Origin of the sequence: Isoptericola sp. NPDC060185 (genome assembly GCF_042728595.1) — a bacterium.
GTDB lineage: Bacteria > Actinomycetota > Actinomycetes > Actinomycetales > Cellulomonadaceae > Isoptericola.
In genome coordinates, this window is sequence record NZ_JBHWYY010000012.1 from 1 (window position 1) to 15,975 (window position 15,975).

At 74.1% G+C, this 15,975-nt stretch carries 14 protein-coding genes; 8 read left to right on the top strand and 6 right to left on the bottom strand.

The genetic code is table 11. The features are described 5' to 3' along the window. Positions 1–73 precede the first annotated feature (73 nt). On the bottom strand, positions 74–634 hold the full coding sequence (locus ACFWDO_RS06755) for a TetR/AcrR family transcriptional regulator (protein WP_380315734.1): 561 nt from the start codon (positions 632–634) through the stop codon (positions 74–76). Positions 635–701: 67 nt separating this feature from the next. Between ACFWDO_RS06755 and ACFWDO_RS06760 the strand changes: the two genes are divergently transcribed. After that, on the top strand, positions 702–1,616 hold the full coding sequence (locus ACFWDO_RS06760; RefSeq protein ID WP_380315732.1) for an alpha/beta fold hydrolase: 915 nt from the start codon (positions 702–704) through the stop codon (positions 1,614–1,616). A 6-nt stretch (positions 1,617–1,622) separates the two neighbouring features. Here ACFWDO_RS06760 and ACFWDO_RS06765 read toward each other — a convergent pair whose 3' ends face one another. Then, positions 1,623–2,153 carry a phosphoribosyltransferase gene (locus tag ACFWDO_RS06765; protein WP_380315729.1) on the bottom strand — a complete coding sequence of 177 codons (531 nt, stop codon included), beginning with the start codon at positions 2,151–2,153 and terminating at the stop codon, positions 1,623–1,625. A 118-nt stretch (positions 2,154–2,271) separates the two neighbouring features. Then, on the bottom strand, positions 2,272–3,237 hold the full coding sequence (locus tag ACFWDO_RS06770) for an FKBP-type peptidyl-prolyl cis-trans isomerase (protein WP_380315726.1): 966 nt from the start codon (positions 3,235–3,237) through the stop codon (positions 2,272–2,274). Positions 3,238–3,358: 121 nt separating this feature from the next. Here ACFWDO_RS06770 and ACFWDO_RS06775 point away from each other — a divergent pair, with 121 nt between their 5' ends. The 3 genes from ACFWDO_RS06775 (at position 3,359) to ACFWDO_RS06785 (ending at position 5,397) form a co-directional block, all read left to right on the top strand. After that, positions 3,359–3,658: a hypothetical protein gene (locus tag ACFWDO_RS06775; protein ID WP_380315724.1), complete on the top strand. Its 300-nt coding sequence runs from the start codon at positions 3,359–3,361 to the stop codon at positions 3,656–3,658. A gap of 64 nt (positions 3,659–3,722) precedes the next feature. Continuing rightward, complete coding sequence (locus ACFWDO_RS06780) at positions 3,723–4,496, top strand: alpha/beta hydrolase (protein ID WP_380315721.1); 774 nt, start codon at positions 3,723–3,725, stop codon at positions 4,494–4,496. 55 nt (positions 4,497–4,551) lie between these two features. Next, positions 4,552–5,397, top strand: coding sequence for an alpha/beta fold hydrolase (locus ACFWDO_RS06785; RefSeq protein ID WP_380315718.1), 846 nt, complete (start codon positions 4,552–4,554; stop codon positions 5,395–5,397). Between the two features lie 128 nt (positions 5,398–5,525). Here ACFWDO_RS06785 and ACFWDO_RS06790 read toward each other — a convergent pair whose 3' ends face one another. Further along, the gene (locus tag ACFWDO_RS06790; protein ID WP_380315715.1) at positions 5,526–7,028 is read right to left on the bottom strand and encodes a hypothetical protein; all 1,503 of its coding nucleotides are present in this window, start codon (positions 7,026–7,028) and stop codon (positions 5,526–5,528) included. Between the two features lie 307 nt (positions 7,029–7,335). Here ACFWDO_RS06790 and ACFWDO_RS06795 point away from each other — a divergent pair, with 307 nt between their 5' ends. From ACFWDO_RS06795 to ACFWDO_RS06805, 3 genes are read left to right on the top strand one after another with little or no spacing between them, the layout of a single operon-like run. Continuing rightward, complete coding sequence (locus tag ACFWDO_RS06795; RefSeq protein WP_380315713.1) at positions 7,336–8,757, top strand: hypothetical protein; 1,422 nt, start codon at positions 7,336–7,338, stop codon at positions 8,755–8,757. Then, complete coding sequence (locus tag ACFWDO_RS06800; RefSeq protein WP_380315710.1) at positions 8,754–9,770, top strand: hypothetical protein; 1,017 nt, start codon at positions 8,754–8,756, stop codon at positions 9,768–9,770. The genes ACFWDO_RS06795 and ACFWDO_RS06800 overlap by 4 nt, the downstream gene beginning before the upstream one ends. Positions 9,771–9,794: 24 nt before the next feature. After that, the gene (locus ACFWDO_RS06805) at positions 9,795–10,745 is read left to right on the top strand and encodes a co-chaperone YbbN (RefSeq protein ID WP_380315707.1); all 951 of its coding nucleotides are present in this window, start codon (positions 9,795–9,797) and stop codon (positions 10,743–10,745) included. Here the strand turns inward: ACFWDO_RS06805 and glgB are convergent. Together glgB and ACFWDO_RS06815 are read right to left on the bottom strand one after the other, a co-directional pair. Further along, the gene (gene glgB, locus ACFWDO_RS06810; protein ID WP_380315704.1) at positions 10,732–12,987 is read right to left on the bottom strand and encodes a 1,4-alpha-glucan branching protein GlgB; all 2,256 of its coding nucleotides are present in this window, start codon (positions 12,985–12,987) and stop codon (positions 10,732–10,734) included. The genes ACFWDO_RS06805 and glgB overlap by 14 nt on opposite strands. Before the next feature lie 56 nt (positions 12,988–13,043). Continuing rightward, positions 13,044–13,931 (bottom strand): LacI family DNA-binding transcriptional regulator, encoded by an 888-nt coding sequence (locus ACFWDO_RS06815; protein ID WP_380315701.1) that lies wholly within the window; start codon positions 13,929–13,931, stop codon positions 13,044–13,046. A gap of 296 nt (positions 13,932–14,227) precedes the next feature. On the opposite strand from ACFWDO_RS06815, the gene ACFWDO_RS06820 reads away from it, so the two are divergent. After that, the gene (locus ACFWDO_RS06820) at positions 14,228–15,943 is read left to right on the top strand and encodes an ABC transporter substrate-binding protein (RefSeq protein ID WP_380315698.1); all 1,716 of its coding nucleotides are present in this window, start codon (positions 14,228–14,230) and stop codon (positions 15,941–15,943) included. Positions 15,944–15,975 lie beyond the last annotated feature (32 nt).

Sequence of the window (15,975 nt, forward strand, 5' to 3'; positions counted from 1 at the left end):
CGCCGAGATAGTTCGAAAAGGGCGGCCCGCAGCATTGCGGGCCGCCCTTCGCACTACCTCGGCGGGTCTCGAACTACCTCGGCGTCGCCAGCGCGGCGTCGACGACGAGCGTGAGGGTCGGGCGCGGGTCGGTCGGGTCGTGCCGGGCGATCGCGTGCAGCAGCAGCCCCTCGTAGGCGCCGGCGACGGCGACCATCGCCGCGCGCGCGTCGGGCGCGCCGAGCCGGCCCATCATCCGCTCGCCCCACTCGACGAGCGCCTCGCGGCCCCGGTTGACACGCCCGCGCAGGTCGGGGTCGTGGCTCGCCTCGAGGAAGAGGACGAGGCGGGCGGTCGTGGCGGCGCGGTCGGGGCCGGTCGCCTGCGCGAAGCCGGCGCACAGCATGTCGACGATGTCGGCCGCCGACGCGGGCTCCGGCACGGCGGACAGGCCGGCCAGGTCCCGGCTCGCGAGCTCCTCGGACACTCCGGCCAGCAGGGCGGCGCGGGTGCGGAAGTAGTTCGACGTCGAGCCGCGGGGGAGCCCGGCGCGGTCGTCGACCTTCCCGTGCGTGAGGGCGCGCAGCCCCTCGGTGCCGAGCAGGTCCACGGCCGCGTCGAGCGCGCGGCGTCGGGGCGGGAGGGTGGCGGTCACGACGTCACCCTAAACCCGTTACTACGAATATAGTGACACGACACTACGAACGTAGTAGCGTCGAGGGATGGACGAGAACGTGGTGAGCGAAGCGTCGGCCGAGGTGCCGATGCCCGAGCTCGCCGGTGTCACCCATCGGTGGGTCGACGTCGACGGGCTCGTGATGCACGTGGTCGAGCAGGGCGCCGGTGACCCGGTGCTGCTGCTCCACGGCTTCCCGGAGCACTGGTGGGAGTGGCGCGGGGTGATCGGTCCGCTCGCCGCCGACCATCACGTCGTGTGCCCCGACCTGCGTGGCTTCGGCTGGACCGACGCGCCGCCGGGCGGCTACACGCGCGACCGGCTGCTGGCCGACGTCGTCGGCCTGCTCGACGCGCTGGGCCTGGAGCGCGCGCACGTCGTCGCGCACGACTGGGGTGCGCTGGTCGGCTTCCACCTCGCGCTCGAGCACCCCGACCGCGCCGCGTCGTTGCTGAGCATGGGCGTGCCCCACCTGTGGCTGCGGTTCGACCCGAGGCTGCTGCTCATGCTGCGGCACACCTGGTTCCAGGTGGTCATCGCCTCGCGGCTCACAGGGCCGCGCGCCCTGTCGCGGGGGCGTCAGCGGTTGCCGCGCCACCTGCTCCAGGAGTACGGCAGCGACGCGCCCGTGATGACGGAGAGCGACGTCGAGGCGTACCTCGCGCCGCTGCGGCTGCCCGCGGGCGCCCGCGCGGGGTCGGCGCTCTGCCGCGACTTCGTGCGGCGCGAGCTGTGGTCGGTGCTGCGCGGCGCCTACCGCGACCAGCACCTGACCACGCCGACGGACGCGTTGCTCGGCGAGAACGACATCCTCAGCGACCCCGCCCTGCTCGGCGGGTACGAGGAGCACGCCGACGACCTCACCGTCGACGTGCTCCCCGGGGTCTCGCACTTCATGGTCGACGAGCGCCCGGACCTCGTCGTGGACCGCGCTCGAGAGCTGTTCGCCCGCGCGGCGTGACGGTGCTCAGACGTCGGCCGAGTGCGCGCCGGTGACGGGCGGGTCGGCGGACCACGGGAACGTGATCCACAGGTCGGTGTCCCGCCACGAGTAGTCCGGCCGGATGATCGTGCGCGGCTTCGTGTACAGCACCACGGAGCGGGCGTCGGCGCCCTGCTTCGTGAGCATGTCCATGACGAGCGCGAGGGTGCGGCCGGAGTCGGCGACGTCGTCCACCACGAGCACCTTGGCGCCGGGCAGCTCGGAGGTGTCCATCAGGGGCGGCAGCACGCGCGGGTCGTCGAGGGTCTTGCCGATGTCGGTGTAGAACTCGACGTTCAGCGTGCCCACCCCCTTGGTGCCCAGCGCGTACGCCATCGCGCCGCCGGGCACGAGGCCGCCGCGCGCGACCGCGACGACGACGTCGGGCCGGAACCCGCTCGCGACGACGCGCTCGGCCAGCTCGCGGATGGCGACGGGCAGCAGGGTCCAGGTGAGCACCTCGCGCTCGGGCGCCGGCGCGGCGCCGGTGGGCGGCTCGGGTGACGATGCGGTCATGGCAACCGAGCGTACGCGCGACGGCGGGCCCCCGTGACCGGGGACCCGCCGTCCTGATGCTGCTGACCTGCGCCGACGCGGCTGCGACGTGCGAGACGTCACGCGCGCCGCTCGGGCGTCACTGCGCCGCGAGGATGTCCACGACGAAGACGAGCGGCTGGCCGGCGAGCTCGTTCTGGTCGCTCTTCTTCGCGCCGTACGCCTGGTCGGCCGGGATGACGAGCAGCACCTGGCTGCCGACGGTCTGGCCGGCGAGGCCGTCGGTCCAGCCCGGGATGACACCCTGCAGCGAGAACGAGGCGGGGGCGCCGCGGTCCCAGGACGAGTCGAACGACTTGCCGTCGAGCGTCCAGCCCGTGTAGTTGGCCGTGATCGACTGGGTCTTGGTGACCTTCGCTCCGTCGCCCTTGATGAGGGTCTGCGCCACGAGGTCCTTGGGGGCCTTGTAGCCGTCGGGGATCTTCACGGACGGCTTGCCCGAGTCGTCGAGCGTCACGGTCGGCAGGCCGGCCGCCGGCTTCACGGCCTCGCCCTCGGCGCGGGTCGGGATCTTCTTCGCGCCGGTGACCTCGACGAGGTTGACGGCGGTGACGGCGTTGCCCTGCTGATCCTGCGTCGGGAACGCGACGAGCACGCGCGAGCCGACCTTCTGGCCGGTGAGCGGCTCGGTGAGGACGCCGTAGCTCTGGTCGCCGAGGATGAAGGTGGCCGGCTGCTTCTGCTGCCACGTCGAGCCCTGGCTCTTCCCGTCGGCGCCCGTGTAGCCCACGAAGTCGATCGTCACCTGCATGCCCTCGGCCAGCGCGTCGCCCTTGCCCTCGTCGATGACGCGGGAGGTCGGCACGGAGACCTCGAGCGGAGCCTTGAAGGAGAGCTTCGGCTCCTTCCCGGCGTCGCCGTCGACCTTCACGGCCTCGAGGGCGGCGACGTCCTCCTTGGTGGGCGTCGGCGCCTCGGTGGCCGGCGACGACGACGCCGACGCGGACGGGGTGGCGCCGTCGCCGGAGTCGTCGGCGCAGGCGGTCAGGGCCAGGGCCGTGGCCAGCGCCAGCGCGGCTGCGGCGGCGGACGTGCGGAGCTTCACGGAGAGTCCTTCGGTCGGCGGGGACGAACCGGGACACTGTAACGGCACCACCTGACCGCCCCGTCCAGGCTTCTGCACCGGCCTCGCCCGGCCGGTCCGGCGCCCGGGCGACAATGGGTGCATGCCGTCCAGCCGTCCGTCCCGCAAGCGCCCCTGGGGCGCCACGCCCCCGCCGCTCGACCTGGACCGCGCCCTGGGCGGCGTGCGACGGGAGAGCGCGGCGGACGGCGAGTGGACGGTCCGCAGGCTGCGGGGCGGGGACAAGGCGTACCGCTGCCCCGCGTGCCGCCAGGAGATCCCCGCCGGCACGCCGCACGTCGTGGCGTGGCAGCGCGACGTCGTCGGGGGCGAGAGCGCCGGCCTGGAGGACCGCCGGCACTGGCACTCCTCGTGCTGGGAGCGCCGCGCGCGGCTGCGCTGAGCCCCACGCTCGGCGGGGCGCGCGGACCGGCCGGGAGCGTCCGTCCGAACTACGCTGGGCGGTGATGAACGACAAGCCCGCCGGCGAGTCCACCGGCCACCAGATCCGCTCGCTGACGATGCTCCCGGCACGGCGCGAGGACGTCGACCTGCACACCGCGGACGGGCTGACGCTCGTCGGGGAGCTGGCCCTCCCTGCCGACCGCGACCCGGTCGCGACGCTGCTGACCTTCCACCCCCTGCCCACGCACGGCGGGTACATGGACTCGCACGTCTACCGGAAGGCCGCCTGGCGGCTCCCGGCCCTCGCCGACCTCGCGGTGCTGCGGTTCAACACCCGAGGGACGTCATCGCCGCGGGGCACGTCCGAGGGCGAGTTCGACGGAGGTGACGCCGAGCGGTTCGACGTCGCGGCCGCGATCGAGCTCGCCGAGTTCCGCGAGCTGCCCCGCCCGTGGCTCGTCGGCTGGTCGTTCGGCACGGAGCTGGTGCTCAAGCACGGCACCGACCCGAGCGTCGAGGGCGCGATCCTGCTGTCCCCGCCGCTGCACCGTGCCACCGACGAGGACCTGGACCGCTGGGCCGCCTTCGGGCGCCCGCTGGTCGTCCTCGTGCCCGAGCACGACGACTACCTGCGGCCCGAGGAGGCGCGGCGCCGGTTCGCGCGCGTGCCGCAGGCCGAGGTGATCGGCGTCGACGGCGCCAAGCACCTGTGGGTCGGGGAGCCGGCGGTGCGCCGGGTGCTCGACGAGATCGTCGGGCACGTGCTGCCCGGCCACGCCCCGCTGCCCACGCACTACGACGGCGACGTGCGACAGGCGGAGACGGTGCCGCGCTGACGGCGCCGCACGAGGTTCCCGGATGACATGACATGGCGATGACGAGGAGTCGACGATGACCACCACCTCCGCGCTCCTGGCGACGTACGAGCTCCACGACGGGGCCGGCACGCCGCTGCTGCTGCTGCACGGCTTCCCCCTCGACCACCGGATGTGGGCGGCGGCAGCCGAGGCTCTGCCCGAGGGGGTGCGCGCCATCGGCGTGGACCTGCCCGGCCAGGGCCACTCCGACCTCGGGGGAGTCCCGCCGCGGCTCGAGGACGTCGCGGACGCCGTGCACCGGACGATGCAGCAGCAGGGGGAGGGGAACGCGGTGGTCGTCGGCCTGTCGATGGGCGGCTACGTGGCCCTCGCGCTGGCCGAGCGGCACCCCGGGTTCGTCGTCGGGCTCGGGCTGGTGGACACCAAGTCGACGGCCGACCTCGACGCCGCCCGGGCGAACCGCCTGCGCATCGCGGCCGCGGTGACCGAGGGCCAGACGCTCGACCCCGTCCTCAGCATGCCGGGCACCCTGCTCGGCTCGACGAGCACCGAGAAGCGGCGCCACCTCTTCCCGCTGCTGGAGTCGTGGATCCGGGGGCAGTCGCCCTCCGGCGTGGCCTGGGCGCAGCGGGCGATGGCGGCCCGGCCCGACCGCACGGACGTGCTGCGCGCCTTCGACGGCCCCGTCGCGGTGGTGGTCGGCGCCGAGGACCAGGTGACCCCGCTCGTCGAGGCGGAGCACATGGCTCACGCGGCGCGCGACGGCGCCCTCACCGTGGTGCCCGGTGCCGGGCACATGAGCGCGGTGGAGGACCCGGCCACCGTCGCGGCCGCCCTGGGCCTGCTGCACCGGCGCGTGGCCCAGGAGACGCACCCGCCCCGCTGGCCCTGGCAGTACCGTCCCGCGGCCGACGCCTGATCCCGCCGCGCGCGGGCCCGTCAGGGCCACGCGAAGGTTTCCGTGCACCTCGCCCTGACAGGTCCGGGCCTGGCACGACGGGGGCCGGCCACCCGGGTGGGTGACCGGCCCTCGTCGTGCGTGCGGTGTCAGGCCTGCGAGGCGGCCGCCGCCTCCTGGCCGGCCTCCGCGTCGTCGGTGCCCTCGGCCGCCGGCTCCTCGGCGGCCGATGCCTTGGCCTTGCTGCCCTTGGCCGCCTTCGCGGACGCGGTCCGCGCGGCGTCGTCCTCGGCTGTCTCGCCCTGGACGACGGGCTCCTGCGGGTTCACGACCTGCTCCTCGGTCACGGGCTCCGGGGCGGAGACCGTGGCGACGGGGGCCGCCGGCACGTCGGCCAGTGCAGCGGCCGTGCGGGCCGAGCCCTGGTCGGACTTCTTCTCCGCGCCGAGCAGCCCGCGCAGCTCCTCGAGGTAGGAGTTGATCGAGTCGTGCCGGCGGGTGAGGTCCTCGAGCTGCCGGGAGGCCGTGGCGCGGTGGGTCTCGGCCTCGACCCGGGCGTCGCCCACCATCGTCTCGGCGAACTCGCGCGCCTCGGCGACGATCCCGTCGGCGGTGCGGCGAGCGTCGGCGACGAGGGCCTTGACGTAGGCGTCGGACTCGGCACGCACCTTCTCCGCCTGCTGCAGCGCGAGGGCGACGCGCTGCTCGGCCTCGGCAGCGTGCTCCTCGGCGGCACGGACGAGCAGGTCGGTCTCCTGGCGCGCCGTCTCGTGCCGGGCGGCGGCCTCGTGCTCGACCTGCTCGCGGCGCTGCGCGATCTCCAGCTCGGCGTCGGCCAGCGCGGCGCGGGCCTGTTCGCGCAGCTGCTCGAGCTCGGTGGTGACGGCGTCGGACGCCTCGGTGGCCTGGTGCTTCGCCTCCGCGATGATGCGGGCGGCCTCGCGGCGGGTGCGCTCGAGCAGGTCGGACGACTCGCGGTCGGCCTCCTCGCGCTGGGCGGCGGCCTCGGCCGCGGCCGAGGCGCGCTGCTGGGCGGTCTCGCGCTCGGCGGAGACGCGCAGCTCGGTGGTCTCGCGCTCGGCGGTGGACCGCTGGACACCGATCTCGCGCTCGAGGGAGGCGCGGCGCTCGCTCTCCTCGGCGGAGAGCGTGCTGGTGATGAGGGCGGCCTCGCGCTCGGCGGAGCCGACCAGCTCCTCCGCGCGCCGCTGGGCGGCGAGCAGGGTGCCCTCGGCCTCGGCCGCGGTGGTGGACCGGATCTCCTCGGCCTCCCGGCGGGCGCTGCCGAGCAGCTCCGACGCCTCGGACTCGGCGCGCGAGCGCACCTGGCCGGCGGACAGCTTGGCGCGCGCCATGATGTCGGCGGCCTGCTGGTTGGCCTGGGTGAGGACCTCGGTCGACTGCTCCTCGGCGGACCGCAGGAGGCGTTCGACGCGGGACCCGAGCCCGGCGTAGGACGGCTTCTCGTTCTCCCGGAGCTGGCGCTGCGCGAGCGCGAGCTCCGAGGAGATCTGCATGGCGCGCGCGTCGGTGCTCTCGACGTTCCGACGAGCCTCCTCCAGGGCCTGCTCGAGTCGGGCGATGTGGCCGTCCACCTGGGCGCGGTCGTAGCCGCGCATGGTGATCGGGAAGAGCGTGCGCTCGTCGGACACGTGCAGACCTCCGTGTGTGGTGGGGTGTCCCGGCCACGTCAGGATAGTGGTGCGACCGTGGCGCCGATACTCGGGACATACTGGCCCAACGGGACGAGCCAGGCATTCTCTCACACGGCGGACCCGCCCTGCTGGGGGCGGCGCCGCGCCGTCCCCGGCGGCTCGTGGGGGCGGGCGGGAGCCCGGGCGCGGCCGACGTACCCGAGTCGTGAAGGGTTCGTGAACCGGCCCCCGCGAGGGGGCCGACGTGGACGGAGCTCCGCGTGCCGTCCCTATGCTGGACTGTCCACGTCGAAGGGAAAGCTCGGTGCTGCAACGCATTCTGGGCGGCGTCCTGGTCCTCATCGGACTGGCCGCTGCCGCGCTCGGTGTCGCCTCCGCCACGGTCTGGCGCGACACCGACACGGTGGCCGCCACGGCCAAGCCGTCCGGCGACGGCACGTTCGTCGTCACCGACCCCGGGGTCCTCGGGCTCGTCGGGGACGACGTCACCATCAGCGCATCCGTCCCCGAGGGGCAGAAGGTCACCCTGGCGGTCGGCCGGGACGTCGACGTCGCGGGGTGGGTCGGCAACGACCCGTACTCGCGCGTGACCGGCCTCAGCGACTGGGAGAACCTGTCCGTCGCCGCGGGCGAGCCCGCCGACGCGGACGCGAAGACCGCCAAGGCGCCGACGACGGGGCCCGACCCCGCCGGCTCCGACATGTGGGTCGCCGAGGCCTCCGACGCCGACAGCGTCACGCTCCGCTGGAGCGACCGCCCGGGCCGCTGGACCCTGCTCGCCGCGGGCGTCGGCAAGGGCGCCCAGGCGCCCACGCTGGAGCTCACCTGGCCGCGTGCCGTCGCGACGCCGTACCTGTGGCCGGGCGTCATCGCCGGCGCCGTGCTCGTGCTCGTCGGTGCGCTCCTCCTCGTGCTCGGCGGGCGCCGCGTCCGCGCACAGCGGGCGGACCGCGACCAGCGGGACGAGGTCGGCCCCGCCGACGCGACGTCCGTCGACGCGGACGGCGCCGGCCCCTTCGGGGGTCCGTCGGCGGGCCCGTTCGCCCCGGTGACCCCGGGCGCCCTCGGCGCCGGGCCGCCGTCCCAGTCGTCGTCCCCGTCCTCGGAGCCCGAGGCGTCCGCCGCGGGCGACCCGCAGGACGGCACGCAGGACGCGGGCGAGACCGAGGACGGCACGGCGACGGCGACCGCGGGCACCGCCGAGGTGCCGGTCGCGGGCCGCCTGCTGCGCCGCTCCCGCCGTCGCCAGCGCGACGACGCCGCTCCCGCGACGGACGAGACCGCACCCGAGACGGACGCCGCCGCACCCGCCGCCCCCGCCGCGCCGTCGTTCGGCGACGCGCACCCCGTGCCCGTCCCGGCCGCCGCGCCGACGCCGCACGCGCCGGTCCCGGCCGCGCCGGCGTCCCACGAGCCCGTCCCGGAAGAGCCCACCACGGCGACCGGCGCCCTGCGGATGACCCGCCGCGAGCTGCGCGCCCAGGAGGAGGCCCGCCGGGCCCAGGAGCAGGGCGGGATGACGCGCATGCTGCGCGCCATCACCGGCTCCATCCCCGCGGTGCGCCCGCAGCAGGCGGCGCCGGCCGAGGCGGAGGCCGAGCCTCGCCCCGACCTGTCCACGCCCACCGGCCGCGCCGCGGCCTGGCGCGCCACCTGGGGGTTCGGGGCCGGCCAGTCCGCCGACGCCGACCCGCGCCCGACCGACACCGACGGGGAGAACCGATGAACCGCCGTACCACCCGCCGCGGCCTGACCGTGGCGAGCGCCCTCGTCGTGTCCTCGGCGCTCCTCACGGGCTGCGCGCAGGAGCTGCCGCAGCCCGCGCCGGACGCGGCGGACACCCGCCCGGTGCTGACGAAGGACCAGGACACCCACGTCGTCACGACGGTCGCCGCGACGGTCGACAAGGCCGACAAGGCGAAGAGCGCCAAGGCCCTCAAGCCGCGCGTGACGGGCCCGGCGTACGAGGTGCGCTCGAGCCAGCTCGCCGTGGCGAAGAAGCGGGACAACTCCGAGTTCGTCACGGACATCCCGGACAGCTCGCAGCAGATGATCATCCCGACCACCGAGGGATGGCCGCGCACGAGCTTCTCGATCACCGAGGCGACCGAGAAGCTCGAGACGCCGCGCCTGGTCGCCTTCGAGCAGGCGAGCGCCCGGGAGAACTACAAGATGTGGTCCTGGGTGCAGCTCATCCCCGGCCAGGAGATGCCGTACTTCGCCGACTCCGCCATCGGCTCGGAGGCCGTCGGGGCGAAGGACGACTCGCTGGCCGCCTCCCCGGCCGACGCGCTCGCGCAGTACGCCGACATCGTGACCCTCGGCGCGAAGAAGTCGTCGTTCGCGAAGGGCTTCGACCTGCCCGACGCCGACCTGGTCGCCGCGGTCGCCGCGGACGAGAAGGCATGGAAGTCGGTGGACGGCTTCGAGGAGTCGGGCACGAAGTACTCGAAGAAGTACGCGGCCCGCAAGGACGCCGTGCGCGCGGTGCGCACCGTCGACGGCGGCGCCCTCGTCATGGGCGTGCTCGACGGCAAGACCACGGTCCAGGCCGAGGAGGACGCCAAGGTGCCCGCGCTGTCCGAGACGCAGAAGGCGCTGCTCGGCGACGCCGACCCGACCAACGTGCTCAAGACCGAGTACACCGACATGGTCGCGCTGTACGTGCCGCCCAAGGACTCGGACGAGAAGATCCGCCCGCTCGGCTACTCGCACGTGGCGACGGCGGCCTCGAACTGATCCACCGCTCGTAGGATGACGTCCATGACCAACGCCACGCCCGACCCGTCCTTCGCCGTGCGCGGTGCCGTCGACCTGTCGGCGCTGAACCGCCCGCAGTCGCCGCCCCCGGGGGAGCCCGGCGGCGCGCCGTCCGCCGCCGGCTACGTGCTGGACGTCACGGACGCGAACTTCCAGCAGGTGGTGCAGGACTCGACCACCTACCCGGTCGTCATGCTGCTGTGGATCCCCACCGACAAGGCGAACGCCGACCTCGGCGAGCTGCTGGGCCGCCTCGCCCAGGAGTACGCGGGCAAGTTCCTGCTGGGCCGCCTCGACGCGCAGGCGTACCCGCAGGTCGCGGCGGCGTTCCAGGTGCAGGGCGTGCCGACGGTCGTCGCGGTCCTCCAGGGCCAGCCGCTGCCCCTCTTCCAGGGCGCGGCCCCCGAGGAGCAGGTGCGCGGCGTGCTCGACCAGGTGCTGGCCGCGGCGGAGCAGAACGGCGTCACCGGCCGGGCCCCCGCCCAGGGCGGCGAGACCGAGGCCCCGGCCGAGGCCGAGGCGGAGCCGGTCGAGGAGCCGCTGCCGCCGCTGCACCAGGAGGCGTACGACGCCATCGAGCGCGACGACCTGGACACCGCGGTCGCCGCGTACGAGAAGGCGATCAAGCAGGACCCGAAGGACGCCCTGGCCGTGGCCGGGCTCGCGCAGGTGCGGCTGCTGCAGCGCACCCGCGGCGTGGACCTGCAGGCCGCCCGCACCGCCGCCGCGGACGCCCCCGGCGACGTCGACGCCCAGCTCGGGGTCGCGGACATGGACATGCTCGGCGGCAAGGTGGAGGACGCCCTCGCGCGCCTGCTGGAGCAGCTGCCCGGTGCCGACCCGGACGCCAAGGAGAAGCTCCGCGTGCGCCTGGTGGAGTACTTCGAGATCGTCGGCCCCACCGACCCGCGCGTGGTCAAGGCCCGCCAGCGCCTGGCGATCAGCCTGTACTGACGCTGGGCCGGAGGACCAGCGCGCCCAGGGGCGGCACGCGCAGGGTGACGGAGTGGCGGCGGCCCTTCCAGGGGACGTCCTGCGCGTGCACCCGGCCGAGGTTGCCGACGCCGGAGCCGCCGTAGACCTCGGCGTCGGTGTTGAGCACCTCGTCCCACGCGCCGCCGTCGGGCAGGGCGAGACGGTAGCCCTCGTGCGGCACGCCGGCGAAGTTCACGACCACGACCACGGGCTCGCCGGCGGCGTCGCGGCGCACCCACGAGAGGGTGTCGTGGTCGGCGTCGTCGGCGTCGAGCCACTCGAACCCGGCGGCGTCGAAGTCGCGCTCCCACAGGGCGGGCGTGGCGCGGTAGAGGGCGTTGAGGTCGCGCACCAGGCGCTGCACGCCGGCGTGGCCGGGGGTCTCGAGGAGCCACCAGTCGAGGCCGGACCCCTCGTCCCACTCGGCGTCCTGGGCGAACTCCTGGCCCATGAAGAGCAGCTGCTTGCCGGGGTGCGTCCACTGGTAGGCGAGGAAGGCGCGCACGCCCGCGAGCTGCTTCCACCGGTCGCCCGGCATGCGGCGCAGCAGCGAGCCCTTGCCGTGCACCACCTCGTCGTGGCTGACCGGCAGCACGTACTGCTCGGAGAACGCGTAGACCAGCGAGAACGTGAGCTCGTGGTGGTGGTAGCGCCGGTACATCGGGTCGTGCGCCACGTAGCGCAGCCCGTCGTTCATCCAGCCCATGTTCCACTTGAGCCCGAAGCCGAGGCCGCCCGCGTCGGTGGGGCGCGTGACGCCGGGGAACGCGGTGGACTCCTCGGCGATCATCATGACCCCGGGGGAGCGGCGGTAGGCCGTGGCGTTCGCCTCCTGCAGGAACGCGATCGCCTCGAGGTTCTCCCGCCCGCCATGGACGTTCGGCACCCACTCGCCGGGCTGGCGCGAGTAGTCGAGGTAGAGCATCGACGCGACGGCGTCGACGCGCAGGCCGTCGGCGTGGAACTCCTCGAACCAGTAGGTCGCGTTGGCGACGAGGAAGTTGCGCACCTCGCGTCGCCCGAAGTCGAAGACGTACGTGCCCCAGTCGGGCTGCTCGCCGCGGCGCGGGTCCGGGTGCTCGTACAGGGGGGCGCCGTCGAACCGGGCGAGGGCGAACTCGTCGCGGGGGAAGTGGCCGGGCACCCAGTCGAGGATGACGCCGACGCCCGCCTGGTGCAGCCGGTCCACGAGGTACCGGAAGTCGTCCGGGTGCCCGAACCGCGCCGTCGGCGCGTAGTAGCCCGTCACCTGGTAGCCCCACGACCCGCCGAACGGGTGCTCCGCCACGGGCAGCAGCTCGACGTGCGTGAAGCCCTGCTCGACCACGTAGGCGGTGAGCTCCTCGGCGAGCTCGCGGTAGCCCAGCCCGGGCCGCCACGAGCCCAGGTGCACCTCGTAGGCGCTCACCGGGCCGGAGTGCGGGTCGCCCGACGCGCGCCGCGCCAGCCACGCGCCGTCGCCCCACTCGTACACGGAGTCGACGACGACGGACGCCGTCGCGGGGGGCACCTCGGTGCCCTTGGCGAGGGGGTCGGCCTTGGCCCGCCAGACCCGGTCGGCGCCCAGCACCTCGTACTTGTACCGCGTGCCCGCGCCGACGCCGGGCACGAAGAGCTCCCACACGCCGCTCGAGCCGAGCGACCGCATCGGGTGCACGGTGGTCCACCGGTTGTGGTCGCCGACCAGCCGCACGCCGCGCGCGTTCGGGGCCCAGACGGCGAACGCGGTGCCCTCGACGTCGCCCAGCGCGCTCGGGTAGCGGTGCCGGTTGGCGCCGAGCACCCGCCACAGCTCCTCGTGGCGCCCCTCGGCGATGAGGTGCAGGTCCACCTCGCCGAGCGTGGGCAGGAAGCGGTACGGGTCGTCGACGGTCTGCACGTCGTCGTCGTACCGGGTGCGTACCCGGTAGTCCGGGGCGTGCCGCCCGCCGTCCGGGTCGGCGCCCGCCGGGACGACGGCCTCCCACACGCCCGCGGCGACGTGCCGCGCGGGGTGCTCGACGTCGCCGACCACCACCACGACCTCGTCCGCCAGGGGGCGCAGCGCGCGCACGACGGCCCACGCGCCGGGGGCGTCGGCGGCGCCCGCGACGGCCGGCGGGGCGTCCAGGAGGTGCGGGCCGAGCACGGCGTGCGGGTCGTGCAGGGTGCCCTGCGCGAGGGCGGTCAGCACCTCGGGGTCGACGGGGGGCGGTGCGGGGGCGGCGGCGGACCCGGTCATGGCCTCACTGTTCCACGTCCGCTCCCGGTCCGCCCCGCTCCTGGTCGGCCCCGCGCCTACGACGTGGGCGCGTCCCCGGCCGCGGCGCTCTCGGCGACGGGCGGCGCCGCCGTCGACCCGCGCACCAGGAGCCGCGGGAACGGGGCCGTGCGGGTGGTCGGGGCGAGGCCCTGCACGGCGTCGAGCAGGGCCTCGCCGATGAGGCGCCCCATGCCGTGCACGTCGTGGTGCATCGCGGACAGCGGCGGGGAGGACAGCCGGCACAGGGCCGAGTCGTCCCACGCGACGATCGACAGGTCGTCGGGCACCCGCAGGCCCGTGGACCGGGCGTGCTCCAGCCCGCCGATGGCCATGACGTCGTTGTCGTAGACGACGGCCGTGGGCCGCGGGTCGAGGCCGAGCAGCTCACCGGTGGCGCGCGCGCCGGACTCCTCCGTGTATTCGCCCTCCACGACGTGGGGGACGACGCCGGCGGTGCGGCAGCGCTCGAGGAACGCGTCCGTGCGGGTGCGCGTGTGCGCGAACACGGCGGGCCCGGTGACGCGGGCGACCACCGTGTGGCCGAGCTCGGCGAGGTAGCCGACCGCGTCGCGCGCGGGCCGGGCGTTGTCGATCCACACGTGCGGGGCGTCGCCGGACGGCCGCGGCCCGCCGGCGACGACGTAGGGCAGGCCGAGCTCCCGCAGGGCGTCGGGGCGCGGGTCGTCGGTGCGCACGTTGGTCACGACGACGGCGCCCACGGTGCCGTTGCGGGTCCACCGCTCGTAGGTGGCGAGCTCGGCGTCGAGGTCCTGCACCACGTGCAGCAGCAGCGACATGTCGTCGGCGGTGAGGACCTCCTCGATCCCCGCGACGAGCTCCATGAAGAACGGCTCGATGGCGAGGAGCCGGGCCGGACGGGCGAGGACCAGGCCGACGACGTCGGGGGACGGGGAGCGCTGCACGGCCACACGCTACCCGTGACCATGGCGAGGGCCGCTACTTCGCAGCGCGAACAAAGGAGGCGCTCGGGGTCGGAGGCGGCCCGGGAGGTGTCGAGGCGGTTGCGCCGGTCTTTTCCCGGGAATGCGCGGATCTGCCCCGATCGGCGTCCTGAATCGCGGACCACCTCTTGCGGGAACTTTCTTCGGTCCGCTACAAAAGTCCCTGCCGGCTCGCAGGCTCGCCGCACCGATGGGGGTGCGGGCTCGAGGAGCGGCACAGGTGTCGCCGACGACGGCGACCGACAGAAGGACTCCTGATGACCGACATGACACGACGCCGTGCCCGTCGCCGGGTGCTCACCGGGATCGCCGCGGCCTCCGCCGCACTGCTCGCCCTGGCCGCCTGCTCCGGCGGCGGCACCGGCGGCGGCGGCGCCACGCCCGCGGGTGGCGGCAAGGACGCGTCGATCACCGTGTTCAACGGCTCGACCGGCACCATCAACGAGAACTGGAACCCGTTCTCGCCCACCGCCCTGCAGCCGACGCTCGGCGTCATCTACGAGCCGCTGTTCTGGTACAACCTGGCCCAGACGTCCGACCCGACCCCGCTGCTCGGCACCGAGTTCTCCTGGAACGACAACGGCACGGAGCTCAGCGTCACCACGCGCGACGGCGTGCAGTGGTCCGACGGCGAGCCGTTCACCGCCAAGGACGTGGCCTTCACGTTCAACCTCATCCAGAAGACCCCCGAGCTCAACACGTCCGGGCTGTCCGCCTCCGCGAAGGCGACCGACGACACGCACGTCGTCCTGACGTTCCCCGAGAAGAACTCGTTCATGCAGGAGGCGCAGGTCCTGGGCAACCAGGCCATCGTGCCCGAGCACGTCTGGTCGAAGATCGACGACCCGATCACCACGATCAACCCGGACCCCGTGGGCACCGGCGCCTACACGCTCAAGGACTTCACCCCGCAGAGCTACCTGCTGGAGAAGAACGACACGTACTGGGAGAAGGGCAAGCCTTCCGTCCAGGAGGTCCGGTACATCTCCCTCGACACGGCCGACGCCGCGTCCGCCGCGCTGCTCGCGGGCAAGGTCGACTGGATGAGCTCGTTCCTGCCGGGCCTCGACCAGATGCTCAAGGACAACCAGGAGATCTCGTACGTCAACACCCCTGCGATGACGACGTCGATCTTCACCTGCTCCGACGCCGGCCTCGGCTGCAAGGGCCCGCAGACGGACCCGGCCGTGCGCCAGGCCATGTACTGGGCGCTCGACCGCGACCAGCTCAACAAGCTCGCAGGCGGCGGCTTCGCCGCGACCGGATCGCCCACCCTGCTGCTGCCGGAGCGCGACCAGGACTGGGTCGCGGACCCCGGAAACCTCGAGACGCCGACCGGCGCCGACGTCGACAAGGCGAACCAGATCCTCGACGACGCGGGCTGGGTCAAGGGCGACGACGGCGTGCGCGCCAAGGACGGCGAGCGCCTGAAGATGACGATCCAGACCGTCACCGGCTGGTCGGACTACATCTCCCTGAACGACACGATGAAGCAGCAGCTCGCCGCTGTCGGCATCGAGCTCGAGCCGTCGCAGCTCGCCTGGAACGAGTGGAACGACAACCAGCTCAAGGGCACCTACCAGCTCTCGCTCGACTCGATCGGGCTGGGCGCGTCCGACAACCCGTACTTCACCTACAACCCGAAGTACTCGTCGGTGAACACCGCGAAGGTCGGCGAGATGGCGTCGGGCGGCAACTACGCCCGCTACAAGAACGCGAAGGTCGACGCCGCGATCAAGGCCGCGTCGCAGACCTCCGACCCGGCGGAGCAGAAGGCGCAGTACGCGATCGTCCAGGACGAGATCGTCAAGGACCTCCCGTACGTCCCGATCTATATCAACTCCACGCTGACGGAGTTCAACAACACCCGGGTGACCGGCTGGCCGGACAACGACGACAAGTACGCGTTCGCCGCGTCCTGGAAGGCCTGGGACAACGGCATCGTCCTGAAGACCATCCAGCCGGCCGGCTGACGCGCAGGCGCCGAGGAGGAAGACCGCGAGGT